The sequence below is a fragment of the Variovorax sp. Soil_C_33 genome (assembly GCF_057656935.1).
This window is the reverse complement of record NZ_JBDGJK010000014.1, coordinates 108,413-124,675: the sequence shown is the minus strand read 5'-3', so window position 1 is coordinate 124,675 and position 16,263 is coordinate 108,413. Positions and strand designations below refer to the sequence as shown.

Genomic DNA, 16,263 nt, shown 5'->3' with positions numbered 1-16,263 from the left:
TGATCCCGGGCGCGAACGAGGCCTAGAATCGGCCCCGCTCCGGGGTGCACGCAGATGCGTGCTGAGATGGCCAAGCGGCCGAACCCGCGAACTTGATCTGGTTCATACCAGCGTAAGAAGAGCTGCGACTCCCCGGCCCCGGACATTCTTTTTCCGCGGTGCCGATCCTGGAGCCATCGCGGAGCACCCGTCCAACGAACCGGAGTGCCCCGCATGAATGCCCCTGACAAGTTCGCCTCGCTGCTCACGCTGACGCGCGAGCCCTTTCCTGCCTCGACCAAGAGCGCCATCGCCGGCAGCCGCCCCGACCTGCGCGTGCCGGTGCGCGACGTGCTGCTCACCAACGGCGAGCAGGTCTCGCTCTACGACACCTCGGGCCCGTACTCGGACCCGTCGGCCGAGATCGACGTGCGCCGCGGCCTGCCCGGCGTGCGCGGCGCCTGGATCGCCGAGCGCGGCGACACCGAACGCTACCAGGGCCGCTTGCACCAGATGCTCGACGACGGCGCCACCCATGCCGACCGCGACGCCCAGCGCCTGGCCGAGCTGCGCGCTGCCGCCTCGGGACTGCAGCGCCAGCCGCTGCGTGCCAAGTCCGGCATGAACGTGAGCCAGATGCACTACGCGCGGCGCGGCATCGTCACGCCCGAGATGGAATACGTGGCCTTGCGCGAGAACGGCAAGCGCGAATGGATGGCCGAGTACCTGGCCGACGCGGCGCGCGAGAAGCGCCTGGCCGGCAACCCGATGGGCGCGCGGATCCCGAAGATCATCACGCCCGAGTTCGTGCGCGACGAGGTGGCGCGCGGCCGCGCCATCATCCCGGCCAACATCAACCACCCGGAGGTCGAGCCGATGGCGATCGGGCGCAACTTCCTGGTCAAGATCAACGCCAACATCGGCAACTCGGCCGTGACCTCGAGCATCGAGGAAGAGGTCGAAAAGCTGGTGTGGGCGATCCGCTGGGGCGCCGACAACGTGATGGACCTCTCCACCGGCCGCAACATCCACACCACGCGCGACTGGATCGTGCGCAACAGCCCGGTGCCCATCGGCACGGTGCCGATCTACCAGGCGCTCGAGAAGGTCGGCGGCGTGGCGGAAGACCTCACCTGGGAGATCTACCGCGACACGCTGATCGAGCAAGCCGAGCAGGGCGTCGACTACTTCACCATCCACGCCGGCCTGCGCCTGCCCTTCATCCATCTCACGGCCGACCGCCGCACCGGCATCGTCTCGCGCGGCGGCTCGATCATGGCCAAGTGGTGCATCGCGCACCACCAGGAAAGCTTCCTCTACACGCGCTTCGAGGAGATCTGCGAAATCATGAAGGCCTACGACGTGAGCTTCTCGCTCGGCGACGGCCTGCGCCCGGGCTGCGCCGCGGACGCCAACGACGAGGCCCAGTTCGCCGAGCTGCGCACGCTGGGCGAGCTCACGCAGATCGCGTGGAAGCACGATGTGCAGACCATGATCGAAGGCCCCGGCCACGTGCCGATGCACATGATCCAGGCCAACATGGACGAGCAGCTCAAGCACTGCCACGAGGCGCCCTTCTACACGCTGGGCCCGCTGACCATCGACATCGCGCCCGGCTACGACCACATCGCCAGCGCGATCGGCGCTGCGATGATCGGCTGGGCCGGCACCGCGATGCTGTGCTACGTCACGCCCAAGGAGCACCTGGGCCTGCCAGACCGCGACGACGTGAAGCAGGGGATCATCGCGTACAAGATCGCGGCGCATGCCGCCGACGTGGCCAAGGGCCATCCGGGCGCGCGGGCGCGTGACGATGCGCTCAGCAAGGCGCGCTTCGAGTTCCGCTGGCAGGACCAATTCAACCTCGGCCTCGACCCCGACACCGCGCGCGAGTTCCACGACGAGACCCTGCCCAAGGATTCGAGCAAGGTGGCGCATTTCTGCTCGATGTGCGGCCCGAAGTTCTGCTCGATGAAGATCACGCAGGAGGTGCGCGAGTACGCGGCGCAGCGCGGCATCGACGAGGCCAAGGCCCTGGACGAGGGCATGGCGGGCAAGTCGGCGGAGTTCAAGGCCGGCGGCGGCGAGATCTACATACCGATCCAGTCGGCCTGAAGACAGGGGGCGATCAGGCCGGCGCCGGGCCGCCCCAAGGCGGCCTGCGGCCCCCTCGGGGGCAGCGAGTACACGAAGTGACGGAGCGTGGGGGCACATTGTTTAGGATCAGCCTCATGAATTCCATCCCCTTCGACGCCGTTCTCTTCGATTGCGACGGCGTTCTCGTCGACTCCGAACCCATCACCAACCGCGTGCTCGCCGAGATGCTCGGCGAGCTCGGCTGGCAGCTCACGGTGGAGGAGTCGATGCGCCTCTTCACCGGCAAGGCGGTGAAGGACGAAGTCGCGCTGATCGAGGCCAACACCGGTTTCGTCATCACCCCCGAATGGCTGCACGGCTTTCGCGGCCGCCGCAACGCCGCGCTCGAACGCGAGCTGGTCGCGATCCCCAACGCCGCCGGCGCGGTGCGCGCGCTGCACGCGGCGCTCGACGGGCGCATCGCCTGCGCGTCGGGCGCCGACCGCCACAAGGTGGAGCTGCAGCTCGACAAGATCGGCATCCTCGACTGCTTCGAAGGCCGCATCTTCAGCGGCCACGAGATGCCGCGCTCCAAGCCCGCGCCCGACGTCTACCTCGGCAGCCGCCGCGCTGGGCGTCGATCCGGCGCGCTGCGCGGTGGTCGAGGACACGGTGACCGGCGCGACAGCCGGCGTGGCCGCGGGCGCCACCGTGTTCGGCTACAGCCCTTCCGACCTCGGCCACAGCGGGCCGGAGGCGCTGCGCGCCGTCGGCGTGACGCAGGTGTTCAGCGACATGGCGCAGCTGCCGGCGCTGCTGGCGGCGCAGGAACGCTGAGGGACAAGAAAAACTTCAGCTGCTGCGCTGCGTGGCCGCCTTGGCCATGGCGGCCAGGGCCTGGGTCATGGCCTGGGCGCGTGCCGACCAGAAGCGGGTGATCAGCTTGTCGGCGTTCTCGACCACCGCCGGATGGATGCGCGAGCGGCCCGAGGTCGCGGCGAATTCGACCAGGGCCGCGTATTCGGAAGTGTCGGTGTCGGGAGTATCCATGCCTTCGATCCTAGGGCGGGAGGGCGCGTCGATGGCATGCGATGCGTGCTGGCGGCGAGCGAAGCGCAGAACTTTGTCACGGATCATCCGCGCGAGGCAAGCCTGCGCCCGGCCTCCGATGCGCCGCCGCGACGAAATGCGCCGGGTGTTACACCTGCCCAGGCCCGGAACGCGCGGGAGAAGCTTTTCTCGTTGCGAAATCCCACCGCCAGCGCGATCTGCTTGATCGGCCGCTCGGTGCGGCGCAACTGCTCGGCCGCCTGCTCATGCCGCACTTCGTCCTTCAGCGCCTGCAGCGAAACGCCTTCTTCCTGCAACTGCCGATGCAGCGTGCGGGCCGACAGGTTCAGGATCGCAGCCAGCGCCTCGGCCGTGGCGGCCTCCCTGCCGCGCGTGCGCAGCAGCTCGCGCACGCGCTGGCCCAGCAGCCGGTCGCGGCGGTACTGCAGCACCGTGAGCGGCAGCGCGCGCCGCAGCATGGTGCGCAGCGCCTGCTCGTCGCGCTGCGGGGGCAAGGCCAGGTAGCGTTCGTCGAAGCTGTAGCTCGCTACCTCGGCACCGAAGCGCAGCGCGCCGCCGAACATCAGTGGATAGGCATCGCGGTGCGGCGGCGCCTCGAAGGGAAAGGCCGCTTCGCGCAGCGAGACCCGCGAGTCGATGACCCAGGAGGCATAGCCGTGCAGGAAGCGCAGGTTCGACACCAGGCAGAACTCGCGCAGGGCGCCGAGCTCGGCCTGCTCCCGGATCGACACCGTCGCCACGCCGCCCGCCACCTTCAGCTCGAGCGCGATTTCCTCGGTCAGGAGCCGGTGGTGCCGGCACCAGCGCTTGATCGCGACCCCGAGGTTGGGCGAGCTCAGCGAGGCGCGGCACAGCATGCCGTAGGTGCCCCAGGGCAGGCGGCGGCTGAACCAGCCGAGCGCCTCGTCGTCGAGTTCCTGCATCGCGAAGCCCGACAGCACCTCGAACTGCGCGGCCGTCACCCGGCCCTGCGCGTTCTTCAGATCGCGCGGCGCAATCTGTGCCTGTGCGAGGGCCTTGGCCGGGTCCATGCCGTAGCGCTCGTAGCCCAGGACGATCGCTCGCACGAAGGCCATGGGCGTGGCGGCGCGGCTGGCCGGCTTGAAGAGCGAAGAGGACATGGAGGAGGGCGGTCTCGGTGACGCAATATGCAACCATTGTGGCGCCAATTGCAACGGCACAGGGCGTAAGCTGCGCCTTCCTGCGCGGGATTTCCGGCGCCAACGACACCGCTTGTGAGGAGACAACCCCATGCATGACCCCGGCCTGAACTTCGACCTGGGCGAGACCATCGATTCGCTGCGCGATGCGATCCAGAACTTCGCCGCCGACGAGATCGCGCCGCGCGCCGCCGACATCGACCGCGAGAACCTGTTCCCGCACGACCTCTGGAAGAAGCTCGGCGAGCTCGGCCTGCACGGCATGACGGTGAAAGAAGAGTACGGCGGCACCGAGCTCGGCTACCTCGCCCACATCGTGGCGATGGAAGAGGTGTCGCGGGCCTCGGCCTCGGTCGGCCTCTCCTACGGCGCGCACTCGAACCTGTGCGTCAACCAGATCCACCGCAACGGCAGCGAGGCGCAGAAGAAGAAGTACCTGCCCAAGCTGGTGAGCGGCGAGCACGTGGGCGCGCTCGCGATGAGCGAGCCCAACGCCGGCTCCGACGTGGTCAGCATGAAGCTGCGCGCCGAGAAGAAGGGCGACCGCTACGTGCTCAACGGCGGCAAGATGTGGATCACCAACGGCGGCGACGCCGACACCTTGGTGATCTATGCCAAGACCGAGCCCGAGATGGGCGCGCGCGGCATGACGGCCTTCATCGTCGAGAAGGGCTTCAAGGGCTTCTCGGCCGGCACCAAGCTCGACAAGCTCGGCATGCGCGGCTCCAACACCTACCCGCTCTTCTTCGACAACTGCGAAGTGCCCGAGGAGAACGTGCTGGGCGGCGAGGGCGCCGGCGCCAAGGTGCTGATGAGCGGCCTCGACTACGAGCGCGCGGTGCTCTCCGGCGGCCCGCTCGGCATCATGGCCGCCTGCATGGACGCGGTGCTGCCCTTCGTGCACGAGCGCAAGCAGTTCGGCCAGAGCATCGGCGAGTTCCAGCTCATGCAGGGCAAGCTGGCCGACATGTACTCGACCTGGCAGGCCACGCGAGCCTATGTATATGCAGTGGGCAAGGCCTGCGACCGCAACGACCATGCGCGCACTTTCCGCAAGGACGCCGCTGGCGCGATTCTCTACTCGGCCGAAAAGGCCACCTGGATGGCCGGCGAGGCGATCCAGGCGCTGGGGGGCGTGGGCTATACCAACGAGTTCCCGGTCGGACGGCTGTGGCGCGATGCCAAGCTGTACGAGATCGGCGCCGGAACCAGCGAGATCCGGCGCATGCTGATCGGCCGCGAACTGTTCGCCGAAACCGCCTGAAGGAGGTTTTCATGTCCCTCACGCGCAGCCTGGCGCAAGGCGCCACCGATGTGCCGCTGATCGAGCAGACCCTCGGCGATTTCCTCGACGACATGGCGGCGCGGCAGGGCGCGCGTGAAGCGCTGGTCAGCGTGCACGAGAGCAAGCGCCTGAGCTACCTCGAACTGCAGCGCGAAGCCGACCGCCTGGCCAGCGCGCTGCTCAACCTCGGGCTCGCGCCCGGCGACCGCGTCGGCATCTGGTCGCACAACAACGTCGCCTGGGTGCTGATGCAGATCGCCACCGCCAAGGTCGGCATCATCCTGGTCAACATCAATCCGGCCTACCGCACCGCCGAGCTCGAATACGCGCTCAACAAGGTGGCATGCAAGGCGCTGGTCACGATGCCGCAGTTCAAGACCAGCGACTACCTCGGCATGCTGCGCGAGCTGGGTCCGGCGCGCCTGCCGCTCTTGAAGCACATCGCCTGGATCGACAAGGAGGGCGCCGGCGACGAGGTGCCGGGTGCGCAGCGCTTCTCCGCGCTGCTGGCGAGCGGCGATCCAGACGATCGGCGCATCGCGCAGATCGGCCGTACGCTCAAGGCCACCGACCCGATCAACATCCAGTTCACCAGCGGCACCACCGGCTTTCCCAAGGGCGCGACGCTCACCCACCGCAACATCCTCAACAACGGCTTCTTCATCGGCGAGTGCATGAAGCTCACGCCGCAAGACCGGCTCTGCATCCCGGTGCCGCTCTACCACTGCTTCGGCATGGTGCTCGGCAACCTGGCCTGCCTCACGCACGGCTCGACCATCGTCTATCCGAACGACGGCTTCGACCCGCTCACCGTGATGCAGACGGTGCAGGCCGAGCGCTGCACCGGCCTGCACGGCGTGCCGACGATGTTCATCGCCGAGCTCGACCATCCGCGCTTCAAGGAGTTCGACTTCAGCACGCTGCGCACCGGCATCATGGCCGGCTCGCCGTGCCCGACCGAGGTGATGAAGCGGGTGGTCGACCAGATGCACTTGCGCGAGATCACCATCGCCTACGGCATGACCGAAACGAGTCCGGTGAGCTGCCAGAGTTCGACCGACACGCCGCTCGAGAAGCGCGTGTCGACCGTCGGCACCGTGCAGCCGCACATCGAGATCAAGATCATCGACCCCGAAACGGGCGAGATCATCGCGCCCGGCGTCTCGGGCGAGTTCTGCACGCGCGGCTATTCGGTCATGCACGGCTACTGGGAAGACGAGGAGAAGACGCGCGAAGCCATCGATGCCGAAGGCTGGATGCACACCGGCGACCTCGCCACCATGGACGCCGAGGGCTACGTCAACATCGTCGGCCGCATCAAGGACCTGGTGATCCGCGGTGGCGAGAACATCTACCCGCGCGAGATCGAGGAATTCCTCTACCGGCATCCGAAGATCCAGGACGTGCAGGTGGTCGGCCTGCCCGACAAGAAATACGGCGAGGAGCTCTGCGCCTGGATCATTCCCAAGCCGGGCCAGGCACTGACGGCCGATGAAGTGCGCGACTTCTGCAAGGGCCAGATCGCGCACTACAAGGTGCCGAAGTACATCCAGTTCGTCACCGAGTTCCCGATGACGGTGACAGGCAAGATCCAGAAGTTCAAGATCCGCGAAGCGATGAAACACCAGCTGGGCCTGGACGAAGAAAAAACCGCATGAGCAAACTCGAAACCAAACTCAACGCCCGTTCCGCCGATTTCCAGGCCAACGCCACCGCGATGCGCGCACTGGTCGACGACCTGCTCGCGCAGTTCGCCAAGGTCCAGGCCGGCGGCGGCGAGGCGGCACGTGCCAAGCACACGGCGCGCGGCAAGCTGCTGCCGCGCGATCGCGTGGCGCAGCTGCTCGACCCGGGCACGCCCTTTCTCGAAGTCGCGCCGCTCGCGGCCCACGCGATGTACCACGGCGCGGCGCCCGGCGCCGGGCTGATCGCCGGCATCGGGCGCGTGAGCGGCGTGGACTGCATGATCGTGTGCAACGACGCGACGGTGAAGGGCGGCACCTACTATCCCGTCACCGTCAAGAAGCACCTGCGCGCGCAGGAGATCGCGGAGCAGAACCGGCTGCCCTGCATCTACCTGGTCGATTCGGGCGGCGCCAACCTGCCGAACCAGGACGAGGTGTTCCCGGACCGCGATCACTTCGGCCGCATCTTCTACAACCAGGCCAACATGAGCGCGCAAGGCATCGCGCAGATCGCGGTGGTCATGGGCTCCTGCACGGCCGGCGGCGCCTACGTGCCGGCAATGAGCGACGAGTCGATCATCGTCAAGAACCAGGGCACCATCTTCCTGGGCGGCCCGCCGCTGGTGAAGGCGGCCACCGGCGAGGTGGTGACGGCCGAGGACCTGGGCGGCGGCGACGTGCACACCCGGCTGTCGGGCGTGGCCGATCACCTGGCGCAGAACGACCTGCATGCACTGGCGCTCGCGCGTTCGGCGGTGAAGAACCTGGATGCAAACCGGGCGCAAGCACCCGGTCCTTCTGTGGCGCGCGCCCCCTGCTATGCGGCGGAGGAGCTCTACGGCGTGATCCCCACCGACACCCGCAAGCCCTTCGACGTGCGCGAGATCATCGCGCGCATCGTCGACGGCAGCGAGTTCCACGAGTTCAAGTCGCGCTTCGGCGCCACGCTGGTCTGCGGTTTCGCCGAGATCGAAGGCATGCCGGTGGGCATCGTCGCCAACAACGGCATTCTTTTCAGCGAATCGGCGCAGAAGGGCGCGCACTTCATCGAGCTGTGCTGCCAGCGCAAGATTCCGCTGGTGTTCCTGCAGAACATCACCGGCTTCATGGTCGGGCGCAAGTACGAGAACGAAGGCATCGCCCGTCATGGCGCCAAGATGGTGACGGCGGTGGCCACCGCCAACGTGCCCAAGTTCACCATCATCATCGGCGGCAGCTTCGGCGCCGGCAACTACGGCATGTGCGGCCGCGCCTACTCGCCGCGCTTCCTCTGGATGTGGCCCAACGCGCGCATCAGCGTGATGGGCGGCGAGCAGGCCGCGAGCGTGCTGGCCACCGTCAAGCGCGACGGCATCGAGGCCAAGGGCGGGCAGTGGAGCGCCGAGGAGGAAGAAGCCTTCAAGTCGCCGATCCGCCAGCAGTACGAGGCGCAGGGCCATCCCTACTACGCGACGGCGCGGCTGTGGGACGACGGCATCATCGATCCGGCCGACACGCGCCGCGTGCTGGCGCTGGGCCTGGCGGCGGCGCGCAACGCGCCGATCCCGGAGCCGAAGTTCGGCATCTTCCGCATGTGAGGCAGAGGCTGTCATGTCGCTTCCGAACTACTTCGCGAGCCTGGGGCGCTACCACGTCTGGGCCACGCACACGCTGCTCGACGCCCATCTGAAAGGGCTGTCCGATGCCGACTGGCATCGCGACTGCGGCCTCTTCTTCCGCTCGGTGCATCGCACGGTCAACCACCTGCTGGTGGCCGACAACATCTGGTACGCGCGCTTCGCCGAAGGCCGCTCGCCGCGCATCCCGCTCGACAGCGAGCTGCACGCCGAGCGCGCCGCGCTGTGCGAGGCGCTGGGCGCGGCGGTGACGCGCTGGAGCCCCTGGCTCGCGACGCTCGCGCCCGAGCGCTACGACGGCGAGCTGGCCTACACGCGCAACAACGGCGAGGAAGTGCGCATCCCCTTCGCGCCGGCGCTCGGCCATGTGTTCAACCACGCGACCCACCATCGCGGCCAGTTGACGGCTGCGCTGACGGCCATGGTCCAGCCGGGGCCCGAGATCGACTGGGTCTTTCTGTTGCAACAAGAGGCACGTTCTCCATGAGCACACCATTCACCACGCTCGACCTCGCAATCGAAGGCGCGGTCGCGCGCATCTGGCTCGACCGGCCCGAGCTGCGCAATGCCTTCGACGACGTGGTCATCCGCGAGCTGGGCGATGCCTTCTCGCAGGCCAGCGCCGCGCCCGATGTGCGCGTCATCGTGCTGGGCGCCAACGGCCCGGCCTTCTGCGCCGGCGCCAATCTCAACTGGATGCGCCGCGCGGCCGACTTCACGCACGAGCAGAACCTGGCCGATGCGGGCGGCCTGGCCGATATGCTGCGCACCATCCACGAGAGCCCGAAGCCGGTGATCGCGCGCGTGCAGGGCGATGTCTATGCCGGCGGCATGGGGCTGGTCGCCGCCTGCGATGTCGCGGTGTCGGTCGACACGGCCTGGTACTGCCTGAGCGAAGTCAAGATCGGCCTGATCCCCGCGACCATCAGCCCCTATGTGCTGCGCGCGATGGGCACGCGCGCGGCGCAGCGCTACTTCCTGACGGCCGAGCGCTTCACTGCGGCGGAGGCGCATCGCATCGGTTTCGTGCACGAGGTGGTGGCAGCCGATGCGCTCGATGCCAAGGTGGCCGAATTGGTGAAGGCCTTCGCCGGCGCGAGTCCGGCGGCCGTGCGCGCCTGCAAGCAATTGATCGCCGATGTCGCCGGCCGCGAGATCGACGATGCGCTGATCGCCAAGACGGTGCAGCGCATCGCCGACATCCGCACCAGCGAAGAAGGCCGCGAAGGCGTGCGGGCCTTCCTGCAAAAGCGCAAGCCCTCATGGCTTGAATCATGAACAGCCTCGACCTGCCGCAACTGCTCGCGCTGTCCGCCGCCATCGGCTGGGCCAGCGGCGTGCGGCTCTACCTGGTCGTGCTGCTGACCGGCCTGGCCGGCTACCTCGGCTGGGTGCAGCTGCCGGGCGGGCTGCAGATGCTCGCGCATCCGGTGGTCATCGCGGCCAGCGGCTTCATGGTTTTCATTGAGTTCTTTGCCGACAAGATCCCGGGCCTCGATTCGCTGTGGGACATGGTGCACACGGCGATCCGCATTCCGGCCGGCGCGGCGCTGGCCGCCAGCGTCTTCGGCACCGACCATGCGGTGATGGCGATCGTGGCTGCGCTGCTGGGCGGCGGCTTCGCGGCCACCGCGCATGCGGCCAAGGCCACCACGCGCGCCGCGATCAACACTTCGCCCGAGCCCTTCAGCAACGTCGGCGCTTCGCTGGTCGAAGACACGCTGGTGCCGGCCGGCCTGTGGCTGGCCGTGGCGCATCCGCTGGTGTTCGCGGTGCTGTTCATCGCCGTGCTCGTGCTCAGCGTGTGGCTGATCCGAAAGAGCTGGCGCTTCCTCAGGGCGCTGTTCGGACGCGTGGCGCGCATCTTCAGCGGACAGCCGGATCCCGGCGTCGTATCCGCGTTCCAGTTCAAGAAAAATCCTCCGGAAGACACCCCTCATGTTTAAGAAGATTCTTATTGCCAACCGCGGTGAAATCGCCTGCCGCGTCGCCGCCACGGCCCGCCGCATGGCCATCCGCACGGTGGCCGTGTACTCCGATGCCGACGCCCATGCCAACCACGTGCGCGCCTGCGACGAATCGATCTACCTGGGCGGCAGCGCGCCGAAAGACAGCTACCTGCGCTGGGAAAAGATCCTCGAAGCGGCCAAGGCTACAGGCGCGCAGGCGGTGCACCCGGGCTACGGTTTCCTGAGCGAGAACGAGGAGTTCGCGCAGGCCTGCGCCGATGCCGGCCTGGTCTTCATCGGCCCGCCGCCTTCGGCCATCAAGGCCATGGGCCTGAAGGCCGAATCCAAGCAGCTGATGGAAAAAGCCGGCGTGCCGCTGGTGCCCGGCTACCACGGCAGCGACCAGAACCCGGACCTGCTGCAGCGCGAGGCCGACCGCATCGGCTACCCGGTGCTGATCAAGGCCAGCGCCGGCGGGGGCGGCAAGGGCATGCGCGTGGTCGAGAGGGCGGTCGACTTCGCGCCCTCGCTGGCTTCGTGCCAGCGCGAGGCCATCAACAGCTTCGGTGACGACGCGGTGCTGATCGAGAAGTACGTGCAGCGGCCGCGCCACATCGAGATCCAGGTGTTCGGCGACACGCAAGGCAACTACGTCTACCTGTTCGAACGCGACTGCTCGGTGCAGCGACGCCATCAGAAGGTGCTGGAAGAGGCGCCGGCGCCGGGCATGACGGAGGCGATGCGCAAGCAGATGGGCGAGGCCGCGGTGGCTGCCGCGCGTGCGGTGAAGTACGTGGGCGCGGGCACGGTGGAGTTCATCGTCGAACAGCGCGGCGATGGCGAAATGAATTTTTTCTTCATGGAGATGAATACGCGCCTGCAGGTGGAGCATCCGGTGACCGAAGCGATCACCGGGCTCGACCTGGTCGAATGGCAGTTGCGCGTGGCCGCGGGCGAAACGCTGCCGCTCGCGCAGGATCAATTGCAGATCCACGGCCATGCGATCGAGGCGCGCATCTGCGCCGAGAACCCGGACAACAACTTCCTGCCCGCCACCGGCACCTTGCACGTTTATCGCAAGCCGCAGGCCACGGCCTTCCAGCGCAGCCGGGTGCGCATCGACGACGGCGTGCGCGAAGGCGGCGTGATCTCGCCCTTCTACGACTCGATGATTGCCAAGCTGATCGTGCACGGCGCCACGCGCGAGGAAGCGCTGGCCCGGCTCGACGCCGCGCTGGCGCAGACGCACATCGTCGGCGTGGCAACCAACGTGCAGTTCCTGCGCGGCATCCTCTGCACCGACTCCTTTGCGAACGCGAAGCTCGACACTGCGCTGATCGAGCGCGAACGCGCGGTGCTGTTCGACCAGGAGCCGCTGGGCCTGCCGCTGGCGGCCGCGGCATCGATCGCGCACACCCTGCTCGAAGAAGCTGCGAGCGCCTCGGCCGACCCCTTCAGCCGCCGCGACGGCTGGCAATCGCACGGCATCGCGCTCAGGCCCTTCGCCTTCGAGTTTCGCGGCGAGCCGCAAAGCGCCGAGCTGAGCTACCTGCACGATGGCGCGCTCGCGCTGTGCGTCGGCGAGGTGTCGGGTCCGCTGGTGATCGGCCGCTTCCCCACGGGCGAGCTCGAGGTCCAGTTCAACGGCCAGCGCCACACCCTGGACGTCTACGAAGACCAGGACACGGCCTACATCTTCGCAGCGCACGGCGCCACGCGGATCGTCGCCATCGACCGCCTGGCCCATGCCGGCGACGTGCACGCGGAGGGCGGCCGGCTCACGGCGCCGATGCCCGGCAAGGTGGTGTCCTTTGCGGTCAAGGCCGGCGACAAGGTCAGCCGCGGCCAGCCGCTCGCGGTGATGGAGGCGATGAAGATGGAGCACACGATCGCAGCGCCGGCGGACGGGACCGTGGAGGAACTCCTCTACATGCCCGGGGATCAGGTCACGGAGGGCGCGGAGCTTCTGCGCATTGCCGCCTGAGCTCACCCCCAGGCTTGCCCACTTCGTGTGGCCGCCAACCCCCTCGCCGGGGGCAACACCAGCGGCCCGGCAAAGCCGGTTCCGCGGTGTTCCCCGAACAGGCCAGGCCTTCCTCGACCTAAGATGCAGGACAAATGCGAATCACCGTCTGCCTCACCGACAACCGCCCCGATGCCTGGATCGAAGGCCTGCGCGCCGCGCTGCCCGAAGCCGTGGTGGAGAACTGGCGTCCCGGCGCACCGCAGGCCGACCACGCCGTGGTCTGGTCGCCGCCGCAGGAATTCATCGACGACCAGCCGCGGCTGCGCGGCATCTTCAACATCGGCGCCGGCGTCGATGCGCTGCTCAAGCTGAAGCTGCCGCCCGAGGCGCAAGTGGTGCGGCTCGACGATGCCGGCATGTCGGTGCAGATGGCCGAGTACGTCTGCCATGCGCTGATCCGGCATTTCCGCGAGTTCGACATCTACGAGGCCGACGCGCGCGAAGGCCGCTGGAGCTTTCGCAAGCCGCGCGAGCGCGAGGACTTCGCGGTCGGCGTAATGGGGCTCGGCGTACTGGGCGAGCGCGTCGCGAAGGCTGTTGCGCAGTTCGAGTTCCCGGTCAACGGCTGGAGCCGTTCGCCCAAGGCCATCGAGGGCCTGCGCTGTTTTGCCGGCGAGGCGGAGTTCGATGCCTTCCTGGGCGCGAGCCGCGTGCTGGTCAACCTGCTGCCGTTGACGGAGGCCACGCGCGGCATCCTGAACCGCGAGAACCTGTCGCGCCTGAACGGCGGCGGCCCCGGCGGCTACCTGATCAACGTCGCACGCGGTGCGCACCTGGTGGAGGCCGACCTGATCCCGCTGCTCGACAGCGGCCAGCTGGCCGGCGCGACGCTCGACGTGTTCGAGGTCGAGCCCCTGCCCGCGGAGCACCCGTTCTGGCGCCATCCGAAGATCACGGTGACGCCGCACGGTTCCGCGCGCACGGTGCGCGAGGCCTCGATCGCCCAGATCGCCGGCAAGATCCGCGCGGTCGAGCTCGGTGAGCCTATTGCGGGCGTGGTCGGGCGTGAGCGTGGATACTGATGCGCTCCGTGAGGCAAGCATGAAACTTCCATCCAAAGTCAAGATCGTCGACGTCGGCCCGCGCGACGGCCTCCAGAATGAGAAGCAGCCGGTATCGGCCGAGATCAAGATCGGCCTGGTGCACCGGCTGCAGGATGCGGGCCTGAAGGAGATCGAGGTCACCAGCTTCGTCTCCCCCAAGTGGGTCCCGCAGATGGCCGACAACGCCGAAGTGATGCACGGCATCCGGCGCAAGCCCGGCGTGCGCTACTCGGTACTGACGCCGAACATGAAGGGCTTCGAGGCCGCGATGGCGGCGCCTCGCGAGGAATGGCCCGACGAGATCGTGGTCTTCGGCGCCGCCAGCGAGGCCTTCAGCCAGAAGAACATCAACTGCTCGATCGCCGAGAGCATCGAGCGCTTCCGCCCTGTGGTCGAGGCGGCGCGCGAAAAAGGAATCTACGTGCGCGGCGCGATGTCGTGCACGGTGGGCTGCCCCTACGAGGGCGAGATCGCGCCCTCGCGCGTCGACATGCTGGCCGGGCTCATGAAGGGCATCGGCGTGCAGCATGTGGGCGTGGCCGACACCATCGGCGTCGGCACGCCGGTCAAGGTGCAGCGCGCGCTCGAGGCGACGCTCAAGCACTACGGCATCGACGATGTCTCCGGCCACTACCACGACACCTACGGCCAGGCCCTCTCCAACACGCTCGCGAGCCTGGAGATGGGCGTGTGGCAGTTCGACACCTCCTCGGCCGGGCTCGGCGGCTGCCCATATGCCAAGGGCGCGACCGGCAACGTCGCGACCGAGGACGTGGTCTACATGCTGCACGGCATGGGCATCGAGACCGGCATCGATCTGGACTTGCTGATCGACGCCGGCGTCTACATCAGCGAGGCCCTGGGACGCGAGCCGAACTCGCGCGCGTCGAAGGCGCTCCGTATCAAGAGGGCGGCATGAGCGTCGCCGGGCCGCCCCAAGACGCGAAGGCCCCCTCGGGGGCAGCGCAGCACACGAAGTGGCAAGCGTGGGAGCACCATGATGTGCGGTGCTGAACTCAACGGCTTGCCCGATGGCGTCCAGCGCGTCGCGCGCCTGCTGCAGGACAAGGGCCATCCCCATGCGCCGCAGATGCTCGACGATGCCTGCCGCACCGCGCAGCAGGCGGCGGATGCGCTGGGCATCGCGCTGGGGCAGATCGCCAAGAGCATCGTGTTCCGCCGCAAGAGCGACGACACGGCGGTGCTGATCGTGACCTCGGGCGACAAGCGCGTGGACGAGAAGAAGGTGGAGGCGCTGGTCGGCAAGCTGGGCCGTGCCGACGCCGATTTCGTCAAGAGCACGACCGGCTTCTCGATCGGCGGCGTCTCGCCCTTCGCGCATGCGACGCCGCCGGTGATGCTGATCGACCGCGAGCTGTTCCGCTTCGAGGACGTCTGGGCCGCGGCAGGCCATCCGCACGCGGTGGTGCGGCTGCGCCCGCACGATCTCGAAGGACTGACCGGCGCGCCGGTGGCGGACGTGGTGTGAGCACCGTTGCCTCGCCTTGCACCTCGGTGTGCCGCATGAACGCAAGGAGCGGCCTGTGCGAGGGCTGCCTGCGCACGCTCGACGAAATCGCAGGCTGGAGCCGCATGGACGACGCGGCCAAGGAGGCCGTCTGGCTGCGCATCGAGGAACGAAAGGCGGCCCACCCCGACAAGGCGGAATGCCCATGAAGCACATCACCTTCTACCTCGACTTCATCTCGCCCTACGCCTGCCTGGCTTTCGAGCATCTGCCGCGGGCGCTCGAAGGCCTGAGCTACAGCGTGGCCTACCGGCCGGTGCTGCTCGGCGCGCTGCTCAAGCACCATGGCCAGCTCGGGCCGGCCGAGATTCCGGCCAAGCGGGCCTGGACCTACCGCCACGTGCTGTGGCTGGGCCAGGCGAACGGCATCGCGATCGAGATGCCGGCTTCGCATCCCTACAACGCGCTGCCGCATCTGCGCCTCGCGCTGGCCACCACGCCGGACGGCGACATCAACCGCCATGTGGCCGAAACCATCTTCCGCGACATCTGGCAGGGCGGCGGCGAAGCGGGCGATGCCACGCGCCTGGCCGCGCTCGCCGCGCGGCTGAAGCTGGTGCGCGACGGCGGCGGCGACGAGGTCAAGGCCCAGCTCAAGACCAACACCGACGAGGCCGTGGCGAGCGGCGTGTTCGGCGTGCCGGCCTATGCGGTCGACGGGCGCCTGTTCTGGGGCTTCGACGGCCTCGCCATGCTGCGCGCCTACCTCGCCGGCGATGCCTGGTTCTCCGGCTCGCAATGGGACGGCGCCGGCCAGCAACCTTCGCTGCTGCGCAGCAATCGCTGAATTTCTTACAAGCTGAAACGCGCGCCTCGGGTTTCACCTTAAACCGTCAGCATCGATT

The 16,263-nt window shown here is 68.1% G+C and carries 15 protein-coding genes, 1 pseudogene and 1 riboswitch; of the genes and pseudogenes, 14 read left to right on the top strand and 2 right to left on the bottom strand.

Going from position 1 to position 16,263, the window contains the following annotated elements:
• Positions 1 to 30: 30 nt before the first annotated feature.
• Positions 31 to 136: riboswitch (TPP riboswitch) on the top strand.
• Between the two features lie 77 nt (positions 137 to 213).
• Positions 214 to 2,094 (top strand): phosphomethylpyrimidine synthase ThiC, encoded by a 1,881-nt coding sequence (thiC, locus tag AC3A6B_RS21290; RefSeq protein ID WP_487838640.1) that lies wholly within the window; start codon positions 214 to 216, stop codon positions 2,092 to 2,094.
• 116 nt (positions 2,095 to 2,210) lie between these two features.
• Positions 2,211 to 2,892 (top strand): annotated as a pseudogene (locus AC3A6B_RS21285) (HAD family hydrolase).
• Positions 2,893 to 2,907: 15 nt separating this feature from the next.
• On the opposite strand, the gene AC3A6B_RS21280 reads toward AC3A6B_RS21285, so the two are convergent.
• Together AC3A6B_RS21280 and AC3A6B_RS21275 are read right to left on the bottom strand one after the other, a co-directional pair.
• The gene (locus AC3A6B_RS21280; protein WP_487838639.1) at positions 2,908 to 3,105 is read right to left on the bottom strand and encodes a hypothetical protein; all 198 of its coding nucleotides are present in this window, start codon (positions 3,103 to 3,105) and stop codon (positions 2,908 to 2,910) included.
• Positions 3,106 to 3,188: 83 nt separating this feature from the next.
• Positions 3,189 to 4,247 carry an AraC family transcriptional regulator gene (locus AC3A6B_RS21275; protein ID WP_487838638.1) on the bottom strand — a complete coding sequence of 353 codons (1,059 nt, stop codon included), beginning with the start codon at positions 4,245 to 4,247 and terminating at the stop codon, positions 3,189 to 3,191.
• Positions 4,248 to 4,377: 130 nt separating this feature from the next.
• On the opposite strand from AC3A6B_RS21275, the gene AC3A6B_RS21270 reads away from it, so the two are divergent.
• The 12 genes from AC3A6B_RS21270 to AC3A6B_RS21215 all read left to right on the top strand — a co-directional run bounded on the left by AC3A6B_RS21270 (position 4,378) and on the right by AC3A6B_RS21215 (position 16,205).
• Positions 4,378 to 5,550, top strand: coding sequence for an isovaleryl-CoA dehydrogenase (locus AC3A6B_RS21270; RefSeq protein WP_487838637.1), 1,173 nt, complete (start codon positions 4,378 to 4,380; stop codon positions 5,548 to 5,550).
• Positions 5,551 to 5,561: 11 nt separating this feature from the next.
• Positions 5,562 to 7,229: an AMP-binding protein gene (locus AC3A6B_RS21265; protein WP_487838636.1), complete on the top strand. Its 1,668-nt coding sequence runs from the start codon at positions 5,562 to 5,564 to the stop codon at positions 7,227 to 7,229.
• The gene (locus AC3A6B_RS21260; RefSeq protein WP_487838635.1) at positions 7,226 to 8,833 is read left to right on the top strand and encodes a carboxyl transferase domain-containing protein; all 1,608 of its coding nucleotides are present in this window, start codon (positions 7,226 to 7,228) and stop codon (positions 8,831 to 8,833) included. The genes AC3A6B_RS21265 and AC3A6B_RS21260 overlap by 4 nt, the downstream gene beginning before the upstream one ends.
• Positions 8,834 to 8,846: 13 nt before the next feature.
• Positions 8,847 to 9,359, top strand: a complete 513-nt coding sequence (locus AC3A6B_RS21255) for a DinB family protein (RefSeq protein ID WP_487838634.1) — start codon at positions 8,847 to 8,849, stop codon at positions 9,357 to 9,359.
• Entirely contained in the window at positions 9,356 to 10,150 is a 795-nt protein-coding gene (locus tag AC3A6B_RS21250; protein WP_487838633.1) for an enoyl-CoA hydratase/isomerase family protein, read from the top strand. The genes AC3A6B_RS21255 and AC3A6B_RS21250 overlap by 4 nt, the downstream gene beginning before the upstream one ends.
• The gene (locus tag AC3A6B_RS21245) at positions 10,147 to 10,818 is read left to right on the top strand and encodes a DUF4126 domain-containing protein (protein WP_487838632.1); all 672 of its coding nucleotides are present in this window, start codon (positions 10,147 to 10,149) and stop codon (positions 10,816 to 10,818) included. Before AC3A6B_RS21250 ends, AC3A6B_RS21245 begins: the two co-directional genes overlap by 4 nt.
• The gene (locus tag AC3A6B_RS21240) at positions 10,811 to 12,805 is read left to right on the top strand and encodes an acetyl/propionyl/methylcrotonyl-CoA carboxylase subunit alpha (protein ID WP_487838631.1); all 1,995 of its coding nucleotides are present in this window, start codon (positions 10,811 to 10,813) and stop codon (positions 12,803 to 12,805) included. Before AC3A6B_RS21245 ends, AC3A6B_RS21240 begins: the two co-directional genes overlap by 8 nt.
• 134 nt (positions 12,806 to 12,939) lie before the next feature.
• Positions 12,940 to 13,869, top strand: a complete 930-nt coding sequence (locus AC3A6B_RS21235; RefSeq protein WP_487838630.1) for a 2-hydroxyacid dehydrogenase — start codon at positions 12,940 to 12,942, stop codon at positions 13,867 to 13,869.
• Between the two features lie 19 nt (positions 13,870 to 13,888).
• Positions 13,889 to 14,809 carry a hydroxymethylglutaryl-CoA lyase gene (locus AC3A6B_RS21230; RefSeq protein ID WP_487838629.1) on the top strand — a complete coding sequence of 307 codons (921 nt, stop codon included), beginning with the start codon at positions 13,889 to 13,891 and terminating at the stop codon, positions 14,807 to 14,809.
• An 81-nt stretch (positions 14,810 to 14,890) separates the two neighbouring features.
• On the top strand, positions 14,891 to 15,379 hold the full coding sequence (locus tag AC3A6B_RS21225; protein ID WP_487838686.1) for a YbaK/EbsC family protein: 489 nt from the start codon (positions 14,891 to 14,893) through the stop codon (positions 15,377 to 15,379).
• On the top strand, positions 15,376 to 15,567 hold the full coding sequence (locus tag AC3A6B_RS21220) for a DUF1289 domain-containing protein (RefSeq protein WP_487838628.1): 192 nt from the start codon (positions 15,376 to 15,378) through the stop codon (positions 15,565 to 15,567). Before AC3A6B_RS21225 ends, AC3A6B_RS21220 begins: the two co-directional genes overlap by 4 nt.
• On the top strand, positions 15,564 to 16,205 hold the full coding sequence (locus tag AC3A6B_RS21215; RefSeq protein ID WP_487838627.1) for a 2-hydroxychromene-2-carboxylate isomerase: 642 nt from the start codon (positions 15,564 to 15,566) through the stop codon (positions 16,203 to 16,205). The genes AC3A6B_RS21220 and AC3A6B_RS21215 overlap by 4 nt, the downstream gene beginning before the upstream one ends.
• Positions 16,206 to 16,263 lie beyond the last annotated feature (58 nt).

Bases quoted from the DNA above. Each gene is read 5' to 3' on its own strand.
- AC3A6B_RS21230 (WP_487838629.1), top strand. From the start codon at position 13,889: ATGAAACTTCCATCCAAAGTCAAGATCGTCGACGTCGGCCCGCGCGAC.
- AC3A6B_RS21265 (WP_487838636.1), top strand. From the start codon at position 5,562: ATGTCCCTCACGCGCAGCCTGGCGCAAGGCGCCACCGATGTGCCGCTG.
- AC3A6B_RS21270 (WP_487838637.1), top strand. From the start codon at position 4,378: ATGCATGACCCCGGCCTGAACTTCGACCTGGGCGAGACCATCGATTCG.
- AC3A6B_RS21275 (WP_487838638.1), bottom strand. From the start codon at position 4,247: ATGTCCTCTTCGCTCTTCAAGCCGGCCAGCCGCGCCGCCACGCCCATG.
- AC3A6B_RS21255 (WP_487838634.1), top strand. From the start codon at position 8,847: ATGTCGCTTCCGAACTACTTCGCGAGCCTGGGGCGCTACCACGTCTGG.
- AC3A6B_RS21225 (WP_487838686.1), top strand. From the start codon at position 14,891: ATGTGCGGTGCTGAACTCAACGGCTTGCCCGATGGCGTCCAGCGCGTC.
- AC3A6B_RS21235 (WP_487838630.1), top strand. From the start codon at position 12,940: ATGCGAATCACCGTCTGCCTCACCGACAACCGCCCCGATGCCTGGATC.
- AC3A6B_RS21250 (WP_487838633.1), top strand. From the start codon at position 9,356: ATGAGCACACCATTCACCACGCTCGACCTCGCAATCGAAGGCGCGGTC.
- AC3A6B_RS21280 (WP_487838639.1), bottom strand. From the start codon at position 3,105: ATGGATACTCCCGACACCGACACTTCCGAATACGCGGCCCTGGTCGAA.
- AC3A6B_RS21245 (WP_487838632.1), top strand. From the start codon at position 10,147: ATGAACAGCCTCGACCTGCCGCAACTGCTCGCGCTGTCCGCCGCCATC.
- thiC (WP_487838640.1), top strand. From the start codon at position 214: ATGAATGCCCCTGACAAGTTCGCCTCGCTGCTCACGCTGACGCGCGAG.
- AC3A6B_RS21215 (WP_487838627.1), top strand. From the start codon at position 15,564: ATGAAGCACATCACCTTCTACCTCGACTTCATCTCGCCCTACGCCTGC.
- AC3A6B_RS21260 (WP_487838635.1), top strand. From the start codon at position 7,226: ATGAGCAAACTCGAAACCAAACTCAACGCCCGTTCCGCCGATTTCCAG.
- AC3A6B_RS21240 (WP_487838631.1), top strand. From the start codon at position 10,811: ATGTTTAAGAAGATTCTTATTGCCAACCGCGGTGAAATCGCCTGCCGC.